This window comes from Falsochrobactrum shanghaiense (assembly GCF_003149535.1).
GTDB classification, from domain to species: domain Bacteria; phylum Pseudomonadota; class Alphaproteobacteria; order Rhizobiales; family Rhizobiaceae; genus Brucella; species Brucella shanghaiense.
Genome location: NZ_QGDB01000017.1, coordinates 1 through 15,363 on the forward strand (window position 1 = coordinate 1; position 15,363 = coordinate 15,363).

Genomic DNA, 15,363 nt, shown 5'->3' on the forward strand with positions numbered 1-15,363 from the left:
TGAAATCACTGCCTTTGCCACGACTTTTACCGATTTGCGCGCCAAAAGCAATAAGCTTCGATAAGCTATACTTATCGATGGTTATGGACCCAGCCGGCAATCATACGATGTGAGGAACTGTAATATTCAGATAGAGTTCGTGTAAGAAATCATTTACCATAAATTCAATGGCTTACGATCTTGCGAAATTGCCCATCCAGAACCTGCTGCGGCCGATCTCCGAGGCTGGGGTCGCGCTCACCCGTCTCGATGAGCGCGTTGCCCGTTCTGCCGTCGGTGAGGGCTTTCTCGAGCGCTCGCATTTCCTCGACGCGCATGCTTCGCTCTGGGTCGACGGTGAACTCGTCCATCTCGAGGACCTCGTCCTGCATGATGCCCTCCGCGACATCCGCGCACCCACCCACGAACTCACCATCGCCCGCGACATCCTGAAAACCCGCCGCCGCATCGCTGCCCATCCTCCTGGTTGGGCTCTCTCTGCCCAAGGCCTCGCCTCCCTCCGCGGGCGGGCGTGGCCCGCCGCATCATCGGGAGGAGACGGGGAGGGGGTGTCGGTGTCAGATGGGAATGTTGAGGTGAGCGACGCTCGGGTTGGGGTAGGGGAGGCCGAAGACCCAGACAATGATGGTCTGGGTGATGCGTTTGCCGCGATCGATGCGGTGCTCGCCCGGTCCGAGGCCGCGATCGAAGAGGCGAAGACGCCGGGTCGCGCCAAGAACACTCCGGACAAGGATCCCTTCGTTTATGACCTCGACTGGGATGAGGACGAGCGGCTGGAGGAGTGGCGGGCCGTGCTGGCGCGGGCCCAGGATCTGCCGCCGGTCCTGCAGGCCATCGTCGCCCTCGATGCATGGAATGAGATCGCTGTCCTCCAGCACGCGCCCTGGCTTGGTCGGCTGCTCGCCGCCTCCCTTCTGCGCGAAGGAGGTGTGACCACCGGCGGTCATCTCGCCGCGATCAATCTGGGGCTCAAGGCTATTCCTGTCGATCGGCGCCGGCATCGTGATCGCGAGACGCGGTTGCTGGCAATTACAAGGGCATTGGCCATCGCGGCTGAGAGCGGCCTGAAGGAGCATGACCGGCTGGTGCTGGCGCGGCAGATGATGATGCGCAAAGTGGAGGGGCGGCGGACGTCGTCCAGGCTGCCGGAGCTTGTCGAGCTCGTCATTGCGCAGCCGCTGATCTCCGCCGGGATGGTGGCGAAGACGCTTGAGGTCACGCCGCAAGGCGCGCGGCGGATCGTTCAGGAACTGGGGTTAAGAGAGATGACGGGCAGGGGGAGGTTTCGGGCGTGGGGAATTCTGTAGTTCTGCGCTGTTGTGGTAGCCACCTTGGGTCCCACTCGGCGGAATCCTACTTTGATATCGGGTCTAGCTACTGTCCTTGTTTTGCTTGAAGGTGGTGTGGCCCCAGTATTCTTTGCCATAGCCGAGCTTATCGCGGCAGGAATAGCTTCCGTGTGATCGAAAAGGAGACGTCATGAAATTTAACTGGAGCGAGGCAAACCCCGAGATCTTTGAGCGCTTCAAGCCTGAAACAAATGGGTATGAACAATGGCAGAGTTTTCTGGAGCTCTTATCAGATCCACTGAGTACACTTGTGAGTGATGAAACTGGACTACCTACCGACCTGCTTATTCTAGCTGGCGAGGCCCTCTCGAAGTTCGACCTAACCGCGAATTCGACGGTACAGACGCCCACGGTCTTCGTATCGCATAGGCAATTCGACCTCAAATTTGCGGAGCGCGTCGCTTGGCTGGCATGCGATGCTGGGATGGATTACTGGCTCGATGTTCATGATCCATTCCTGAAATATGCCAACCACAATATTCCAAGAGCAAATCCTTTGTATCCCATTCTAGTTGCCGGAATAATTGAAATGGCTTTGCTAAACAGTTCGCACCTCATCGCGATCCATACGCGAGCAAGCCGTCGTTCACAGTGGATTCCTTATGAATTCGGCAGGCTACGCGATCGGAAACGCCTATCATCAAATTGCGGGAGCTGGTTTGATCCAAGAACAAACCTAACGTTACATGGGGATTATTTGCGCCTCGCTCGGAAAACGCAAGGTGGTGAGACGGATGTGCGACACTGGCTTCAGCACTGGTCCGGAAGCGCCGCTCCGCTTTATTGGGGCGGGCCTGCAACCCACCCGCTTCCGAATTGAAGGGATTGCATGCCTCATTCACAGGCGGCCTGTGAGACGCTAGGATTTGTTTAAAGTCCCAGGTCAGCGTAGATTTTAGCATTGTAATGGCGTGAGCCACCGTTCCTTTCTGCTGTATTCATACGGCGGTACTCGTCTGGCCAGTGGTCAAGAGCAAAACGGATAGCTCTCATTTTGAATGGTACGTGTACAACACACTCATCGCGGATGATGGGCGGGCAATTTGCATCCTGCTGTCTGCTCTCATTTAGGTTTGCAGCTATGATTGGCAGTCCCATCTCCATTGCTAGTTCCAGTTCCCAACGAACGAACCGGTACAGATTCTTGGTCTTCTCTCCAATCAGCACAATCACAGCTGATGACTGACGCATACGCTCTTTGAGGTTGCTTTTCACATAGGCTTCGCTCTGAGCCTTGCTTGTCATCGTATCTAGGTCGTGGGCGTCGAGAAAATTAAAATCGACTTTTTCATTTGCCTTCCATCCACGCATGAATCGATAAGCCCAGCCATCGTTGTCGCCGTCGAAAATGACGTAAGAAGGATCGGTGTGCGAGCTCATTTTAATTTCCCTGTTGTTGGCGGGCAGCCCATTGTGTGTGCTCACGGGAGAAGGCGAGTTCGGCTTCGTTCACAGCGGCAGAGAACTCCCCCGCGGTTTCTGCGTCTTCGATACGGCTTTTCACTAAACCGATCTCCTGCGCTGTAAGCGTGTAAGCAGCTGCTAGTTCGTTGAACTTCTTTATTTGCGTCCATCCAATCGCGGCCGAAGCGAAGACGACCAATGGCTCGGTTGGCCAGCCGACGAATGTGGGATTTACGATCCGCGTGAGAATAAAGACAAGACCGAGACCGTACGCGACACATGAGATCGCTACCCACCATTGGGCGGCAGAACTGTTTGCCTTGGCCTTCTTTTGATACCAGACCTGTTGATCGGTGATGCGATGTAGCAAATAGAATGCGCGACGCTCCTCTAATTTTTTCTCCCGCATTTCCTGCATAGCGCTTGGCAACTGTTCACCACCCAGCTCCAAACCGCTCAGCGCGTCACCGATCGAATGATTAGCTTTAAGAACATCACTCAACAGATCTCGGAAGTCGCGTCGCGCGTCGCTCGACTTGGCATCATCGAAAGGCTCAGCACGCATGGCAAATCGCCAGCTCAGTGTTTTGACAGATTCCGAAAGTGCACGGGCCTGATACCACGTTCGCTCAGGCTTCTTTATTGAGCGGTAGAGCATGACAATCATCGACGATGCGAAAACGATCGCATAAGCGGCAAAATATGCGCGTGTGTCGCTCCATCCAAGCGAGAAAAAGGCCGTAACGATCAACAGGCCGTATTCGAGCCGGACCAGCGCCAAAAACCTCCACTGACTCCTGTTGGACGCCGCATCGGCGCTTTCGAACAATGTCGGATAGTTCATCATGGCTTTGTTCCCGGGTCTGTCTAGCTTTGCTTCTGCCGATGTTTACTTCAGCTCACCAGAGAGCTTGCTCCACGGTACCACCTTGATCTCCGGCCGAGACAGCCATTTCGGTATTGGGCTTGCGGGGCTCACACCCGCGTGCGTCGCGACGACCTTTTTGCCGAGTGACAGGCTTTTTTCGACCTCCCATTGGACCCAGCGGCTTTGCGCCGTACTTTCTGAAACATAAACCACGGTCACAGAGCAGCGATTAATTCGCTCGGTAATCTTGCTCTTAATATAGTCGGCGCGTTCGCTATCGTAGGGTTCGCGAACCGAATGGTCGTTGAACTCGATGTCGCTGTTCTCATTCTTGGCCTGGCCCCGTAGTAAGTTAACTTCGGCCATGTCTTCGGTCGCAAAGCTGATGAAGACGTTGCGCTTTCCGCCTGCCAGCGCCGCCTTCGCCTTCTCTTCGAGCGAGCGCACGTCCCCCAGCCTGTTCCAGTTTCCACCTCCGCCGCCGCCCATCTCTATGCCCTTTCAAACTTGAATTCGTTGCAAGCAATGCATACCCCGCACGCCTCTTCGCTACCCTCGTGGCAGGAATAGGTACCGACGATGCCTTTCTGGCGTGCAAGCTCGACGACGTCGATCTTGTGAAATTGCGAAAGGGGAGCAAGCACCCGGATCGAACGGCCTAGGCAGCGGGCGATCATCTGCTCGGCATCCCGCAGAAAAGCAGAGGTTTGGTCGGGGAAGAGGCTGGTTTCCTCGTGAAGCAGCCCAATCGAGACCGCATCCGCATTCCTCTGAAAGGCGTAGGCTGCAGCAGTTAGCAGAAACAGCATGTTCCGGCCTGGCGTAAACGCGTCATCAACGATGTGCAGCGATCGGTCGGTCAAGCCCGAGCGGATCAATGCCCCATACCCTGACAGATCGGCGATTTTCGGCTCGGGAAGTCCGAGCCTCTTCATGATGCCTCGGCAGGCGGCGAGCTCGCGGTCTCGTGACCGTTGGCCATAGTCGATGAAGAGCGGGTGGATCGAAAGACCTTCCTCTTGGGCGAGTTTCGCGACGAGGGTCGAATCGAGCCCTCCCGAGACGAGTGTAACGATGCTCATGCTCTTGCCCCTTCTTCCGTTCTCGCGACCCGCATTACGATCCAGATCGCCCAATCCAGAATGCCGACAGGAAAGCCGAGTTGGTGCGCATGGCCGCGCATACTCTCCTCGCCGAGCCGGTACTCTCGCATCGTTGCGATTGGCTTGGAGTTTTCTGCCCGCAGGCCAGTGAGTTCCATGTAGTTCAGGACATGCCTGTCCAGGATTGCGAGATCGTAGCTGAAGCCGCTGTTGCGTAGGAACATGCTCGCCTGCTTCGGGCCGAGCCCCGGCGCGCAGTCGACGAGCCAGTTGCGAGCGGCAATCGGGGTATCGAGCATGGTCAGCAGGCCGCTAAGCGTGCCGAACCGGTCAGTGATACGTTCCTTTGTCGCCGCCAGCTGCCGCGCTCGCGCGCCAGGAAAGCGATAGCTTCGCCCGGTCGCAGTCATCGGCCGCCGTAATGTCTCGCTCAGCCGGTCGGAAAGGTCGGGCAAGCAGTATGGCTCGAAAAGGTGGCCAGCTGTATCGATCGCCGAGGCAGCCTCGCATGCCAGCGGATAGGGAACCTGGCTGCTGAGAACACAGGTGGAAAGCTCCCACCACAGGCGTCTCTCATTCCGCTCGGCCGCACCATTTGCGATCCGCTCTTCGATCTCCGGACAAATGGCGCAGACGGCGTCGGTGATTCTCCCAGCCGAGAAAGCTTTCATCTGAACAATCCTTCCACCTCTCGCTTCAACTGTTGTATCGGCGCCTTGCCGATCCGTTCAGCGACGAAGGCCTCGAGGCGGTCGTCTGTTACAGCCTCTCGAAGGTCTTTCATGAAGTTCGTATAATAATCAATATTGTGAAACGCAGCTTTCCCCGCGAAATCGATCTTGTCGTCAACAAACGCCGAACGGGCAACGTCGGAATCGGCGACGCCTGTCTGATAGGTGAAGAAATCATAGTGCTGAAAATGATAGAGCCGGTCGTTTTCGATGTCGGCGACGACGCGGCACCATTCGAGCCCGTCAAAGGTGTCCGCGCCAGCTGCGGCCAGGACCGCGATGCTCCATGGATTGCCGGTGCCGAGGAGATGGATGGGCTGATAAAAGGGAAGCTCACTTAGCTTTGCCCGGATCGCCATCATCGTCCGGCAACGTTGAAAAAGCCCTGCGCCAAGCTCGCGTTCGGCAACGCCGATCAGCTCTGGTTGCAGCTCGTGGGCAACGGCAAATACAGTCTCGATCAGCGTGTCGACATCGTGACCGCCGTTTTTCAGCTTTGCAGCATGGACGATCGGCAGAACCCCGGCTTTGGTTGCTTTTTGGTCCCGTTCGACGGCGGCGAGAATCGAGGCGGCCGCCTTCGCAGGCTTTCTGCCGGGTTTCATGTCATCGAAGCAGAAGATCCGGTCGTAGGAAGCACCCGACAGGGCATCGACCAAATCGATGGGCTTCCATCGTTTGTTAGTCAGACGTGAAGATTCGTAGTTCCCGGAATCGACAAGGACGAATCCGCCATTTTCGCGGTACTCTGTCAGCGCTGATTTAAGTGCGGTGGGTTTTCGCCTGTCGACAAGATCCCACGCGGAAACGAGCAACGAGGGATAGCGGGCAAGATTCAGCGCTTTCACCGCCTCGCTGGGTTTCAGCCGGGTCTCGAAGGAGGAGGTCGAGAGAAAGAGGGTGGGGAGGGGCAGGCGCCCTTGCAGCGCGACTGGTCGCTGCGGTTTCATGCGAACGGGAACGATCGTGCTAATCCGGCTGGCAAGTGTCCTGAGATCGCCGTGATCGGGGCGTTCATTCCACGCCGACAGATCGCTGCTCGAATAGCCGCCGAACCCATAGGCAGCCTCGCTTCCGTCCAGCGTGACGCAAACAATTGGCCTATTCGCCTTCTGAGCCAAGCGAACCTCGTCGGTGACCGTATCCTTCAGCCGAGAGGACTTCGACCAAAAGACCAGCACACATCCCGCCCTGGTAATCTCGTCTTCGATCTCGGCAGCAAAGCGTTGCCGGATCATCTGATCCCACCACACGCTCCAGGTCTTAGAAAGAAATTCGAATACCTTTTTTACTTTCGCCCGATCTTCTCCGGCATAGATCAAATAGATATCAGCCACGCCCCCTCCGAATCGCAAATGGCCTATCTATGGTGTAGTAACAACGTGAGGGCTGCGCAATGGGGGTTGTATGGAGCTGATGTTAAATCTGATCAATTACTTCCAGCCTGCTAGGTATAAAGCGGTCGTAAAGTCATCAGTCGTTTCACAGTTGACCAGGCGGGTAAGCTGGTCGCTGGACTGCGGCAGTTCTGCAAGAGCCACGCATTTGACACCCTCATCGACCAGTGTATGTGCCAATGAGAGCATGTCAGGCTCAATTCCGTCAGCCAACACGAGAACTGTAGAAACCTGAATGTGCGATAGTTCAACATTTTCCAGGGCCGGGCAGATCACGGTGAGACCGAGGTCAGCCAGACTATATCTTGCTTCCTCAATCGAATAGCGTTGTCCCAGCGTCTTGATCGCGCCGAGCAGAAGGACTGTCCGAGGCTCGCAGACCGGATGCCTTTCCTCTCGGACATCGTGCGCACCTGACGCAAGCGGCTCAAGGGGGGCAAGCGGATTGTCACAGTAGCGGGCTACCTGCTTCGATGCTGAAAGCGCTGCGGTGAAGAGATCCTGTCCGAGCTCCGCCCAGTAATATGCGAAGGCCGCGCTGAACACATCCCCTGTACCTATCTTGAAAACACGCGTGCTGCGAAATGCGGGAATGAAACGCGATGCGGTACCAGGCTCGAAGACTGCAACACCCTTGATGCCCCGTTTGACGACGATGCAACTTGCCCTATGGATTTCAAGAATCGAAGCTGCGGCTACCTCGACGTCGTCAATCCTCGCAACACTCAGGAGCTCCTGTTCATTTAAGACGAGAGCCAGTTGTTTCGCAGTCGAACCGTTGCTGAAAAAGGGAGGAAATTCGCCGGTGGTTTGGGGATCGTAGACAGCCTTTTCTGCATTCACGATAGCATCGCCCTCAAGAAAGCCGAACCGGAGAACCGCCCTTCCCTCGATTTTCAGGGGAGGCATTTTTCGCAACTCCGATCGCGCCGGCTGCAAGTGCGGACGCGACAGCGGATGAAAATAAGCGAATGCAATCGGATCGGCACGAAAGGCGCACGAACCATTCACCCCTAATGCAGAAAGGACGGTGTCTACCTCGTGCGGGCGCTCGAAGTAGCAGCTGAAGATGTTGCCAGGTGATAAGCGGGAAAGGGCGCGGGCAGCTCGCCCGCCGGAACCGAGAAGAGCATCCCAGTGCGGGTGAAGGCAAAGTTCGCGATAAAGTCCACCCGCAATATGCATTCGTATTTCCTCATCTGCACCCAACCCGCGGCGAAGCTCCGACTTCCGATAAAATATGAGCCGGGGTCGATCCGCGATAGGCGCAGTATAACAAATAAGCCAGTGGAAAGCGGAGCGTGCCAGACTGGATTTATACCTTATTTCACGTAAAACGAGTGTATGAATAAGGTACGGAGCCGTTATGACTGCAGTTCAAAACGACATTGACCATCGTCCCGTCTGCTTCGTTGTCATGGGGTTCGGCAAGAAAACCGACTATGAAAGCGGACGGACGCTCGATCTTGACGCAACGTTCGATGCAATTATCAAGCCAGCTGCAGAAAAGGCAGGTCTGCGTCCGATCCGTGCCGTTGACATCAACGGAAGCGGAGTAATCGACGTCTCCATGTACGATTTGCTGCTGAGAGCGGATGTCGTGGTCGCCGATATATCGACCGGGAATGTCAATGCGGTCTACGAACTGGGCGTCCGTCACGCGCTACGCCCGAATACGACGGTGATCATCAAAGAGGATCAAGGAAAACTCCATTTCGATCTCAATCATATTAACACGTTCCATTACAAACATCTTGGTGAAGATATCGGTAGTCGTGAGGCGATCCGCGCGACGGATGCGCTTTCCGAACTGATCGTTAGGGCGATGTCCTCAACAACGCCAGACAGCCCCGTCTATACGTTTCTTCCGACTCTACAGCGGCCCCGCCTATCAGACGAACAATATGCCGAACTACTCGATGAGGCCGAGGAAAATCATGAAATGCTGAGCGCTGTGCTTCGAGCCGGACGCGATGCGTTCGACCGTAGCGACATGAAGGCGGCCGCCGCAGCTTTTGCCCGCGCCTGCGAGCTTAAGCCTGAGGAAGCATCCTTTCGCCAGCAATATGCCCTTGCGACCTATAAGACTAAGCTGCCGACCGAAGCCGAGGCGCTGCAGCGGGCCCTTGAGATCATTGAGCATCTGCAGCCGGAAGATTCCAACGACCCTGAAACTCTCGGCATAACCGGGGCAATTCACAAGCGGCTCTGGCTCCTTCAGGAGAACCCCGTTCATCTGGACAAGGCTTTGCGCTTTTATGGTCGAGGTTTTGAAGTCAGGCGCGACTATTACAATGGTGAGAATCTCGCCACCTGTTTCGATTTGAGGGCCTCCAGACAAATCGATCCGGAGGAGCAGCTATTTGATCGCATGAGTGCCAAGAAGACTCGTTTGGCACTTGTGGAAATTCTTTCGGCGTTAATCTCGGATCCGTCCTTTCACGAGCGTTCCGACAGAAAGTGGGTTTTTGCGACGCTCGCCAATACCATGCTTGCCCTTGGGAGGCGGGCTGAGGCTGCTGTCTATGAAGCTCAGTTTCGTTCGCTTGAGCCCGCTGATTGGGAAATATCGACCTTCGAAGTTGTGAAGGCCATGTACGTCAGCGAAGATCTTGTCAGCTAGTGCTTCCGAATAACGATAATGTTCTTAGTCCTAAACGAGCGTTGCGATCCTAACATCCACCGAGGAGTAGCCTTCAATGGCTAAATGCACTGCACCAGTAAGAGGCCACACAGGGAACGGCGCAGCGAATTGTCCGGCATGTAGCAGTCGATGGGGCCGCAGTCGCTTTGGCGGTTACGGCTCCTGGCCGTCGTCGCCGACTTCTTACTCCTCGCCTGGTAGTGGCGGCGGGAGCCGAGGCGGGGGCGTGTCGGGCAAAACCTCGAAACCTAGGTGGGCGCGAGCCAGTTCAACCGTGTGGTACACACCAGCAGAGGTGCGGGAACTTGAGCCCGTACGCGAGCAAATCGAGAGACGGGCCACAGTGCCTGATCTTCGGGACGTATTCCTATGTCATGCTTGGGACGACCGGCAGGGAGCTGCAAAGGAATTGCATGATTTGCTTGAGGCGCGTGGAGTGAAAGTCTGGTTCAGCGAGAAAGATATCGCACTCGGTGAACCATTTCTTCGAGAGATCGACAGGGGGCTCACAAAATCACGAGTCGGGATTGTTTTGGTGACCCCAAACTTTCTTAAACGAATTCACGGTCGTAGCATCGCCGACAAGGAACTTTCGGTGCTGCTTCATGGAGGTAAGTTAGTTCCTGTCATCCACGGCACCACCTTCGCTGAACTAAACGAGGAAAGTCCCATGCTCGCTTCGCGCAACGGGCTCAACACGGCGGAAGACAGCATGGCCGAAGTCGCTACAAAGCTCGCGGATCTAGTTGCCATGTAACGTTGGATGCGAGAAGTGAGCAACGGCAGCACAGTGTCGGCGAGCAAAGAGGTCAACGTTCGACGATCGCGACAACCGAGCAATCCAATGTCCGAACCGGATCGGCAGCTGCCTCTGCGCGATGAGTGCGAATGGCCGCGTTGCTGGGCACCGCCCCTCAGCGCTCCCGGTCCGCTACCGGCGCCAGCCGCCCATTCTTGAGAGCAAGCAGTTGTGCTGATTAGGAAAAGCAATCCAAATAAGCCGCCTAACGGCGCCCCAGGGTTCAGGTCCCATCAATAACTTATGGCTTAGATGTATCAGTGGGAGGTTTGCGGATGCGTTAGATCCGCCTCAGGCGGCACGGCGTGCGCGCTTGAGTCTTGTGCAAAACGGCGTCCAGCTGCACTTTAGTGAACGTGGTTCATGCGACTCAACAGCACCTCTGGCCGGGATTCATGGGTTCATGACCAGATTCCAATCGATGTCGAAGCCAGCAGCCTTCAACTCCCGACTCAAGGCCTGTCGCCATGCGCCACCCGACGAATAGGGTTCGTGCACAACGCCCTGGAAATCGGAAGGGATCTCCAGTTCCCCCTGGATAAGGGCCATAATCCGGCTGCGCCCCAACCGTCCGACAAAGTAGCCGAGTTCAAAAATCACGTTCTGTCGGGCGCGAGGCTGCGGCGGCTTGCCTTTGGCATAACCCTCGTCATCCGGTGTAAGCAGAACTACGGCGAAACCCACATCGCCATGCGCCTCAAACTTCTCGATGATGGTGCGGCCCTGGTTGGCTTGTTCCATCAGAATGATCGCCTCGAAACCCAGTTTCTCAAGAAACCTTGCGACTGCTTCTCTGGCCCCATCCTCGTGGCCATGAACCACGAAAACCTTGCGGGGGGCCGGTCCGGTTTTGACCGGAAGCTTGACAGCTTCCTCCACATTCAGAGACCGCTTGACGAAGTCGATATAGTCTCGGGCGAATGGTACCAGGACTTGACCGGTCATGTTCTGCAGGTTGGCTGTATATTTATTGCCGTTATAATAGAAGGTATGCGCAAAATGTAGCGCAGCGTTTTCATCAGACGCGAACTTATCGACCAGCAAGATGGTCATGCCCAATTCCTGCTCATGTTCAGTTGGCCAATCGAGCGTCGCGGATCCGACCATTGATCCCTGTGTCTCTTCGCCGGCCGCAAGCCAGGCGTCTAATTGAAGACCTTCGGTAAGCTCTGCCGAAACGGGTTCAAGCTCGGGGTCATGCAGAATGCGAGACAGCTTTTTGATATGCCGGTCAAACGAACCGGCTTCTGCCCATTTCAGGTCGTTGATGATGTTTTCAATCTGTCGAAGGAGGAGTGGCACCTTCTCGGTCGGCATTATGGATTCCTCTGAATTCGCTTCTGTGCGTGCCTGAGCCGCTCGTTCATGGATCTGCTCTGAATAAGCTTCCTTGAGTTGTACAGACATGTTCTGGACAAAAGGATTGTTGCGATATCCGTCAGCAATGTTGTCGATGGCGTTCTCCATCTGCCCAATGGCAGCAAGAATACTTGCCGGCTGATGGGGATCGAAGTGCACTGTGGTGATCTTACCGTCGAGCGCCTGGAATGCCCGCTGGGCATCCTTCAATTGCTTTTCGAGCTTATCCAGCCCAGTAATCTTAAACGACATGCGGCATTTGCTCTCGATACACCTACGTCAAGTAACGTACAAATCTCTTCCTCGAATACAAGTGCTCTTCTGTACAATGGCAGGGGTCATATCTCACGCCGCCTTCCTTGAACGGCGAGGTCTGGAGGATCGCAAGCAAGGGTCTCAGGCGCCGGGCGCCCAACTGCATCGAAGTGCCTCGAGAGACCGCCCCGTTGCCGGTGCGGGAGCGCAGCCGAAAAGTATTTGCCTTTCGATAAAGTCTGGTTTCCGGAAAGCAACCTGCCTTTATCAATCTATTGAACAAAGAGGGAACATCATGTAAGGTGTGTATGTTCATTGAGGGTTTGGGACATGGCAGGTAACGGCAAAAAGACGTCATCACCAATCGCGAGCAAGGCTGGCGGCACTCTACGGGATCCAAGTGCGTCTGCGACCGCCAAGAGTCTAGCGGGATCTGCGCTTGCTCAGGCTGGCACCTCAAAGCAGACAGGAGCTGCGATGGAGGATAAGGCTTCGCAGGTTCTATCGAGCACAAAATACAGCACTGCTACCAAGCAGTTGGCAGGATCCGTGCTCTCACAATCCAACAAAAAGCGCTGATGAACGAACAAGAACTTTCGAACCAGTTTTCTGTTCTTTTTCCGTGGCTTCTCGTCAGCGAGTCTTATTCCGTTTTCTGCTAGTTTAGCTTACCTGGAAGCGGAGGAAGTTGGTTGCGAACATCCAGTGCCTTAGGCCGTGGAGTCCGCTGAAGCGCCTATTTCACGTCACTCTGCCCCAGAGGCGCTTTAAGCCAGCCAGGAATGGGAAGTGATGAGCGAAGCGCGTAAGAGATGGAAGTTTCCCATTCCTTATGGCCTGCCGAGGTCGGCGATCGATTACAGGCGCAATCCGGAGATACTGGCCCCGAGATCACCAGTGCCGCTTGGGGAAACGTATCTGACAACTTTTGTTGGTGAATACGCTTTTGTTTGGCATTCATATTCCGTCCCATGGTTGGATCCGTATGGTGCAGGTACACGCAGATAAACATCGCGACCGACGACCTATAGACGTCAGTCGAGCCTTCGAATGTAGAGCCCATCCGGGCCACCTTCTTTGAGATGAATCTCATCGACGTTTTCCGTCTGGGCGAGGCTGATCAAAAGGGCGCTGCAGTCGTCCTGCTCGGCTGACGCCGTCCTGCTGCCTGTATGAAGGAACGTCGTCTGTTGATCGGGACTTAACTCGGCCCAGAAGCCATCGGTCGCCATGATCAGACGCGCTGCCGTTCCCTCGATTTTCTCAATCGTCGGGGCAATAAATTCCCTGGATCGGAAGCTTGACGTTAAGAGATGTCGCGCTTTTGATTTCGCAATTTCAGCATGCGGTAAGTCTTTTACTGCATTCGCCAAGGTGTGTGGGGCGGTTATCCAGGATACTGATCCATCCGCACCCCTGATGCCCAATGAGCAATCTCCTGCATAGGCGGCAAAGCAGCCCTCCACGCCGCAAATCACTACGAGATAGCTAGCAGACCCCCGCGGAAAGCGTGGTGCCAGATCACTGTGCAGATCGCGGAGGAAGTCGCATAGGACCTCAGCTGAGACAGGAGAAGCCGCGGCAAACCAATCGACCATCTCTTTTACTAGCACGCGGGCAAGGTCTCCATTGCTCTCGCCGGCTGTCGATCCGTCTGTGATGATCATCAGCAGGCCGTGAGCATTAATGCCGATGCCAGCAAAGTCCCGGTTGTCGCTTGTGCGGGTTCCCTTCAGCGTGCGCCATTCGAGGTTAGCCCGCATTTTTGCCATCACACTGGCTGATTGCCACATAGCGCGCTTTTACGATGGCTGAGCGGCCAGGCTGTTTACGGAGATTTCCTTCAAGGAAGTCGTCAAAATCACTATTGGCGAGAAGTGCGCGGAACCCCTCGGCGGTGAATTGACGCACGTCAACGGAGGCAGCAGAAATCTCGGCTAGTAACTCCTCGCGTCCGTCAACCATCAACAACAGATCCTCTGCATCGCGACTGGAGTAAAGATCATTGTTGCCGCGCCCTAGGAAGGCCTCAAGTTTGGTCGCTACGAAAATGGGCGGTGTCAGCACCTTTATGTCTATGCCGGCGTCGAGGATGTGCGGCTGAGCCGTTTCGATCCCGGTCGCATACCAACGATTGCTAAAACCGAGGATTGCTTCATCATCGGGCATGAAATCGACCTTGAGCCTGCCGAGGCGCATCCGGCAGATTACATCATCGTCAGCAGCCTCTACGAAACCTTTTGTGCGCAGGTCTTCCAGCAGCATTGCCCATTCATGCAATCCGGCAAGATCGACGATCAGATCGATATCGTCCGTCGACCTGACGTCTTCCAGCGTCACCGGGTCTGTGATGAACAGCGCCGTTGTGCACCCTCCGACAAAGACGAGACGGTTGCGGAGGTCATCGCCAAGAGCGGTAGCGACGGCCTTCAGCATCTCCAACAGCTGCTCGCGGATCTCAGTCATTTCGCAAGCATCCTTGATTTGAGGTGATCGCTTGCCAGTCCAACTTCGCGCTGGTTGCCAAGTCTGATGGCATCGACCAGAGCCAGATATTCGTAGAGGTGCTGGTCTTTCAAGGCTGCTTCCGGCACGCTCTTGAACAACGGTTCCACCGATTGCCCCATCTCTCGCCCTTCGGCGTATGGCCACACGTAGTTGTAGCTTCCACCGCTGACGAGCAATCCTTCGAGCATAGGGGCCGCGAACGCCGTCGGGATGCCGCGTTGCATTGGGCCTGGGTTTGCGGGGAACACGAACCTCAAACCGTGAATGATGAAGTTGAACAGGTTTCGTCGGTGTGGGCGTGGTTCATTTTTCGCGTTGTCCTTCCGCGCGATACCGGATGCTACGCTTCGCTTGATGGATTGCGCAATTTCTGTTTTGCTGATGCCGGTGAGATTTTCCAGATTTCGCACAGCATAGGGATCCCCCCCAATCGATTCCGATCGCAGTCGCTCTGAGCCCTTCTCGAGCTCTTGATCCTGCAAGCTGATCAATTTCAGCAGGACGACAATATCCTGGCTTTTCATTGCATCTGTCCTCTGTCCTGGGACTGAGGACATTAGTCCGCATCTAACTGTTTTGTCAAATTTAACCAATGTAATTGCCGCGCGCTTGAATTTCCCGATCAGACTGGTGCGGTACGTATGTCAACCGGATTGTAATGCTAACCTTTTATCCGAGCGAACCTGCCCCGGACCGCAGACGGCCTGATGACCTGCCATTCCGACAAGCAAGTAGCTGCAACAATTGGGAAAAATTAATAAAAAGCGACCGACAAACAAAGGGTCGATGGTTCGATTCCGTTCAAGGCGAAGCACCATCGAGCGACATGTACTAAGTGTCATTCGGCGTGGAATAAGGACCCCTTTGTTGGGGTTATCGGCATCCAAACGGGACCCCTTATTAGAGGGTAACATGATCTTCGGTTTTCAATCGGAGGTTATCTATT

The 15,363-nt window shown here is 55.3% G+C and carries 15 protein-coding genes; 4 read left to right on the forward strand and 11 right to left on the reverse strand.

The features are described from left to right. The first annotated feature begins 167 nt into the window (after nucleotides 1-167). Both DKP76_RS18325 and DKP76_RS18330 read left to right on the forward strand, forming a co-directional pair. Nucleotides 168-1,307, forward strand: a complete 1,140-nt coding sequence (locus DKP76_RS18325; RefSeq protein ID WP_109708096.1) for an RHE_PE00001 family protein — start codon at nucleotides 168-170, stop codon at nucleotides 1,305-1,307. Between the two features lie 172 nt (nucleotides 1,308-1,479). Further along, a complete protein-coding gene (locus tag DKP76_RS18330; RefSeq protein ID WP_109708097.1) occupies nucleotides 1,480-2,169 on the forward strand; it encodes a toll/interleukin-1 receptor domain-containing protein in 690 nt (229 codons plus the stop codon). 50 nt (nucleotides 2,170-2,219) lie between these two features. Here the strand turns inward: DKP76_RS18330 and DKP76_RS18335 are convergent, their stop codons facing one another. The 7 genes from DKP76_RS18335 to DKP76_RS18365 form a co-directional block, all read right to left on the reverse strand. Beyond that, on the reverse strand, nucleotides 2,220-2,729 hold the full coding sequence (locus DKP76_RS18335) for a TIR domain-containing protein (RefSeq protein ID WP_109708098.1): 510 nt from the start codon (nucleotides 2,727-2,729) through the stop codon (nucleotides 2,220-2,222). A 1-nt stretch (nucleotide 2,730) separates the two neighbouring features. Then, the gene (locus tag DKP76_RS18340) at nucleotides 2,731-3,600 is read right to left on the reverse strand and encodes a DUF4231 domain-containing protein (RefSeq protein WP_109708099.1); all 870 of its coding nucleotides are present in this window, start codon (nucleotides 3,598-3,600) and stop codon (nucleotides 2,731-2,733) included. 42 nt (nucleotides 3,601-3,642) lie between these two features. Then, the gene (locus DKP76_RS18345) at nucleotides 3,643-4,068 is read right to left on the reverse strand and encodes a TIR domain-containing protein (RefSeq protein WP_245410290.1); all 426 of its coding nucleotides are present in this window, start codon (nucleotides 4,066-4,068) and stop codon (nucleotides 3,643-3,645) included. A gap of 44 nt (nucleotides 4,069-4,112) precedes the next feature. Then, on the reverse strand, nucleotides 4,113-4,703 hold the full coding sequence (locus DKP76_RS18350; protein ID WP_109708101.1) for a 7-cyano-7-deazaguanine synthase: 591 nt from the start codon (nucleotides 4,701-4,703) through the stop codon (nucleotides 4,113-4,115). After that, entirely contained in the window at nucleotides 4,700-5,395 is a 696-nt protein-coding gene (locus tag DKP76_RS18355; protein ID WP_109708102.1) for an 8-oxoguanine DNA glycosylase, read from the reverse strand. The genes DKP76_RS18350 and DKP76_RS18355 overlap by 4 nt, the downstream gene beginning before the upstream one ends. Continuing rightward, entirely contained in the window at nucleotides 5,392-6,792 is a 1,401-nt protein-coding gene (locus tag DKP76_RS18360; protein ID WP_109708103.1) for a TIR domain-containing protein, read from the reverse strand. Before DKP76_RS18360 ends, DKP76_RS18355 begins: the two co-directional genes overlap by 4 nt. A gap of 96 nt (nucleotides 6,793-6,888) precedes the next feature. Next, on the reverse strand, nucleotides 6,889-8,037 hold the full coding sequence (locus DKP76_RS18365; RefSeq protein WP_109708104.1) for a carbohydrate kinase family protein: 1,149 nt from the start codon (nucleotides 8,035-8,037) through the stop codon (nucleotides 6,889-6,891). A gap of 181 nt (nucleotides 8,038-8,218) precedes the next feature. Between DKP76_RS18365 and DKP76_RS18370 the strand changes: the two genes are divergently transcribed. Next, the gene (locus DKP76_RS18370; RefSeq protein WP_109708105.1) at nucleotides 8,219-9,475 is read left to right on the forward strand and encodes a TRAFs-binding domain-containing protein; all 1,257 of its coding nucleotides are present in this window, start codon (nucleotides 8,219-8,221) and stop codon (nucleotides 9,473-9,475) included. Between the two features lie 76 nt (nucleotides 9,476-9,551). Then, nucleotides 9,552-10,253: a toll/interleukin-1 receptor domain-containing protein gene (locus DKP76_RS18375; RefSeq protein ID WP_109708106.1), complete on the forward strand. Its 702-nt coding sequence runs from the start codon at nucleotides 9,552-9,554 to the stop codon at nucleotides 10,251-10,253. A 435-nt stretch (nucleotides 10,254-10,688) separates the two neighbouring features. Here the strand turns inward: DKP76_RS18375 and DKP76_RS18380 are convergent, their stop codons facing one another. The 4 genes from DKP76_RS18380 to DKP76_RS18400 form a co-directional block, all read right to left on the reverse strand. After that, nucleotides 10,689-11,906: a TIR domain-containing protein gene (locus tag DKP76_RS18380; protein ID WP_227705442.1), complete on the reverse strand. Its 1,218-nt coding sequence runs from the start codon at nucleotides 11,904-11,906 to the stop codon at nucleotides 10,689-10,691. A gap of 1,037 nt (nucleotides 11,907-12,943) precedes the next feature. Further along, the gene (locus tag DKP76_RS18390; protein ID WP_158279473.1) at nucleotides 12,944-13,672 is read right to left on the reverse strand and encodes a protein phosphatase 2C domain-containing protein; all 729 of its coding nucleotides are present in this window, start codon (nucleotides 13,670-13,672) and stop codon (nucleotides 12,944-12,946) included. Then, nucleotides 13,662-14,375, reverse strand: a complete 714-nt coding sequence (locus tag DKP76_RS18395) for a nucleotidyl transferase AbiEii/AbiGii toxin family protein (RefSeq protein ID WP_109708108.1) — start codon at nucleotides 14,373-14,375, stop codon at nucleotides 13,662-13,664. The genes DKP76_RS18390 and DKP76_RS18395 overlap by 11 nt, the downstream gene beginning before the upstream one ends. Next, nucleotides 14,372-14,941, reverse strand: a complete 570-nt coding sequence (locus tag DKP76_RS18400; RefSeq protein ID WP_080802349.1) for a hypothetical protein — start codon at nucleotides 14,939-14,941, stop codon at nucleotides 14,372-14,374. The genes DKP76_RS18395 and DKP76_RS18400 overlap by 4 nt, the downstream gene beginning before the upstream one ends. Nucleotides 14,942-15,363: the final 422 nt, after the last annotated feature.

What these genes read in the sequence shown, in the direction of transcription:
- DKP76_RS18380 (WP_227705442.1), bottom strand. Translation starts at nt 11,906, where the DNA reads ATGTCGTTTAAGATTACTGGGCTGGATAAGCTCGAAAAGCAATTGAAG.
- DKP76_RS18325 (WP_109708096.1), top strand. Translation starts at nt 168, where the DNA reads ATGGCTTACGATCTTGCGAAATTGCCCATCCAGAACCTGCTGCGGCCG.
- DKP76_RS18365 (WP_109708104.1), bottom strand. Translation starts at nt 8,037, where the DNA reads ATGCATATTGCGGGTGGACTTTATCGCGAACTTTGCCTTCACCCGCAC.
- DKP76_RS18355 (WP_109708102.1), bottom strand. Translation starts at nt 5,395, where the DNA reads ATGAAAGCTTTCTCGGCTGGGAGAATCACCGACGCCGTCTGCGCCATT.
- DKP76_RS18340 (WP_109708099.1), bottom strand. Translation starts at nt 3,600, where the DNA reads ATGATGAACTATCCGACATTGTTCGAAAGCGCCGATGCGGCGTCCAAC.
- DKP76_RS18395 (WP_109708108.1), bottom strand. Translation starts at nt 14,375, where the DNA reads ATGACTGAGATCCGCGAGCAGCTGTTGGAGATGCTGAAGGCCGTCGCT.
- DKP76_RS18335 (WP_109708098.1), bottom strand. Translation starts at nt 2,729, where the DNA reads ATGAGCTCGCACACCGATCCTTCTTACGTCATTTTCGACGGCGACAAC.
- DKP76_RS18350 (WP_109708101.1), bottom strand. Translation starts at nt 4,703, where the DNA reads ATGAGCATCGTTACACTCGTCTCGGGAGGGCTCGATTCGACCCTCGTC.
- DKP76_RS18400 (WP_080802349.1), bottom strand. Translation starts at nt 14,941, where the DNA reads ATGAAAAGCCAGGATATTGTCGTCCTGCTGAAATTGATCAGCTTGCAG.
- DKP76_RS18390 (WP_158279473.1), bottom strand. Translation starts at nt 13,672, where the DNA reads ATGCGGGCTAACCTCGAATGGCGCACGCTGAAGGGAACCCGCACAAGC.
- DKP76_RS18370 (WP_109708105.1), top strand. Translation starts at nt 8,219, where the DNA reads ATGACTGCAGTTCAAAACGACATTGACCATCGTCCCGTCTGCTTCGTT.
- DKP76_RS18375 (WP_109708106.1), top strand. Translation starts at nt 9,552, where the DNA reads ATGGCTAAATGCACTGCACCAGTAAGAGGCCACACAGGGAACGGCGCA.
- DKP76_RS18330 (WP_109708097.1), top strand. Translation starts at nt 1,480, where the DNA reads ATGAAATTTAACTGGAGCGAGGCAAACCCCGAGATCTTTGAGCGCTTC.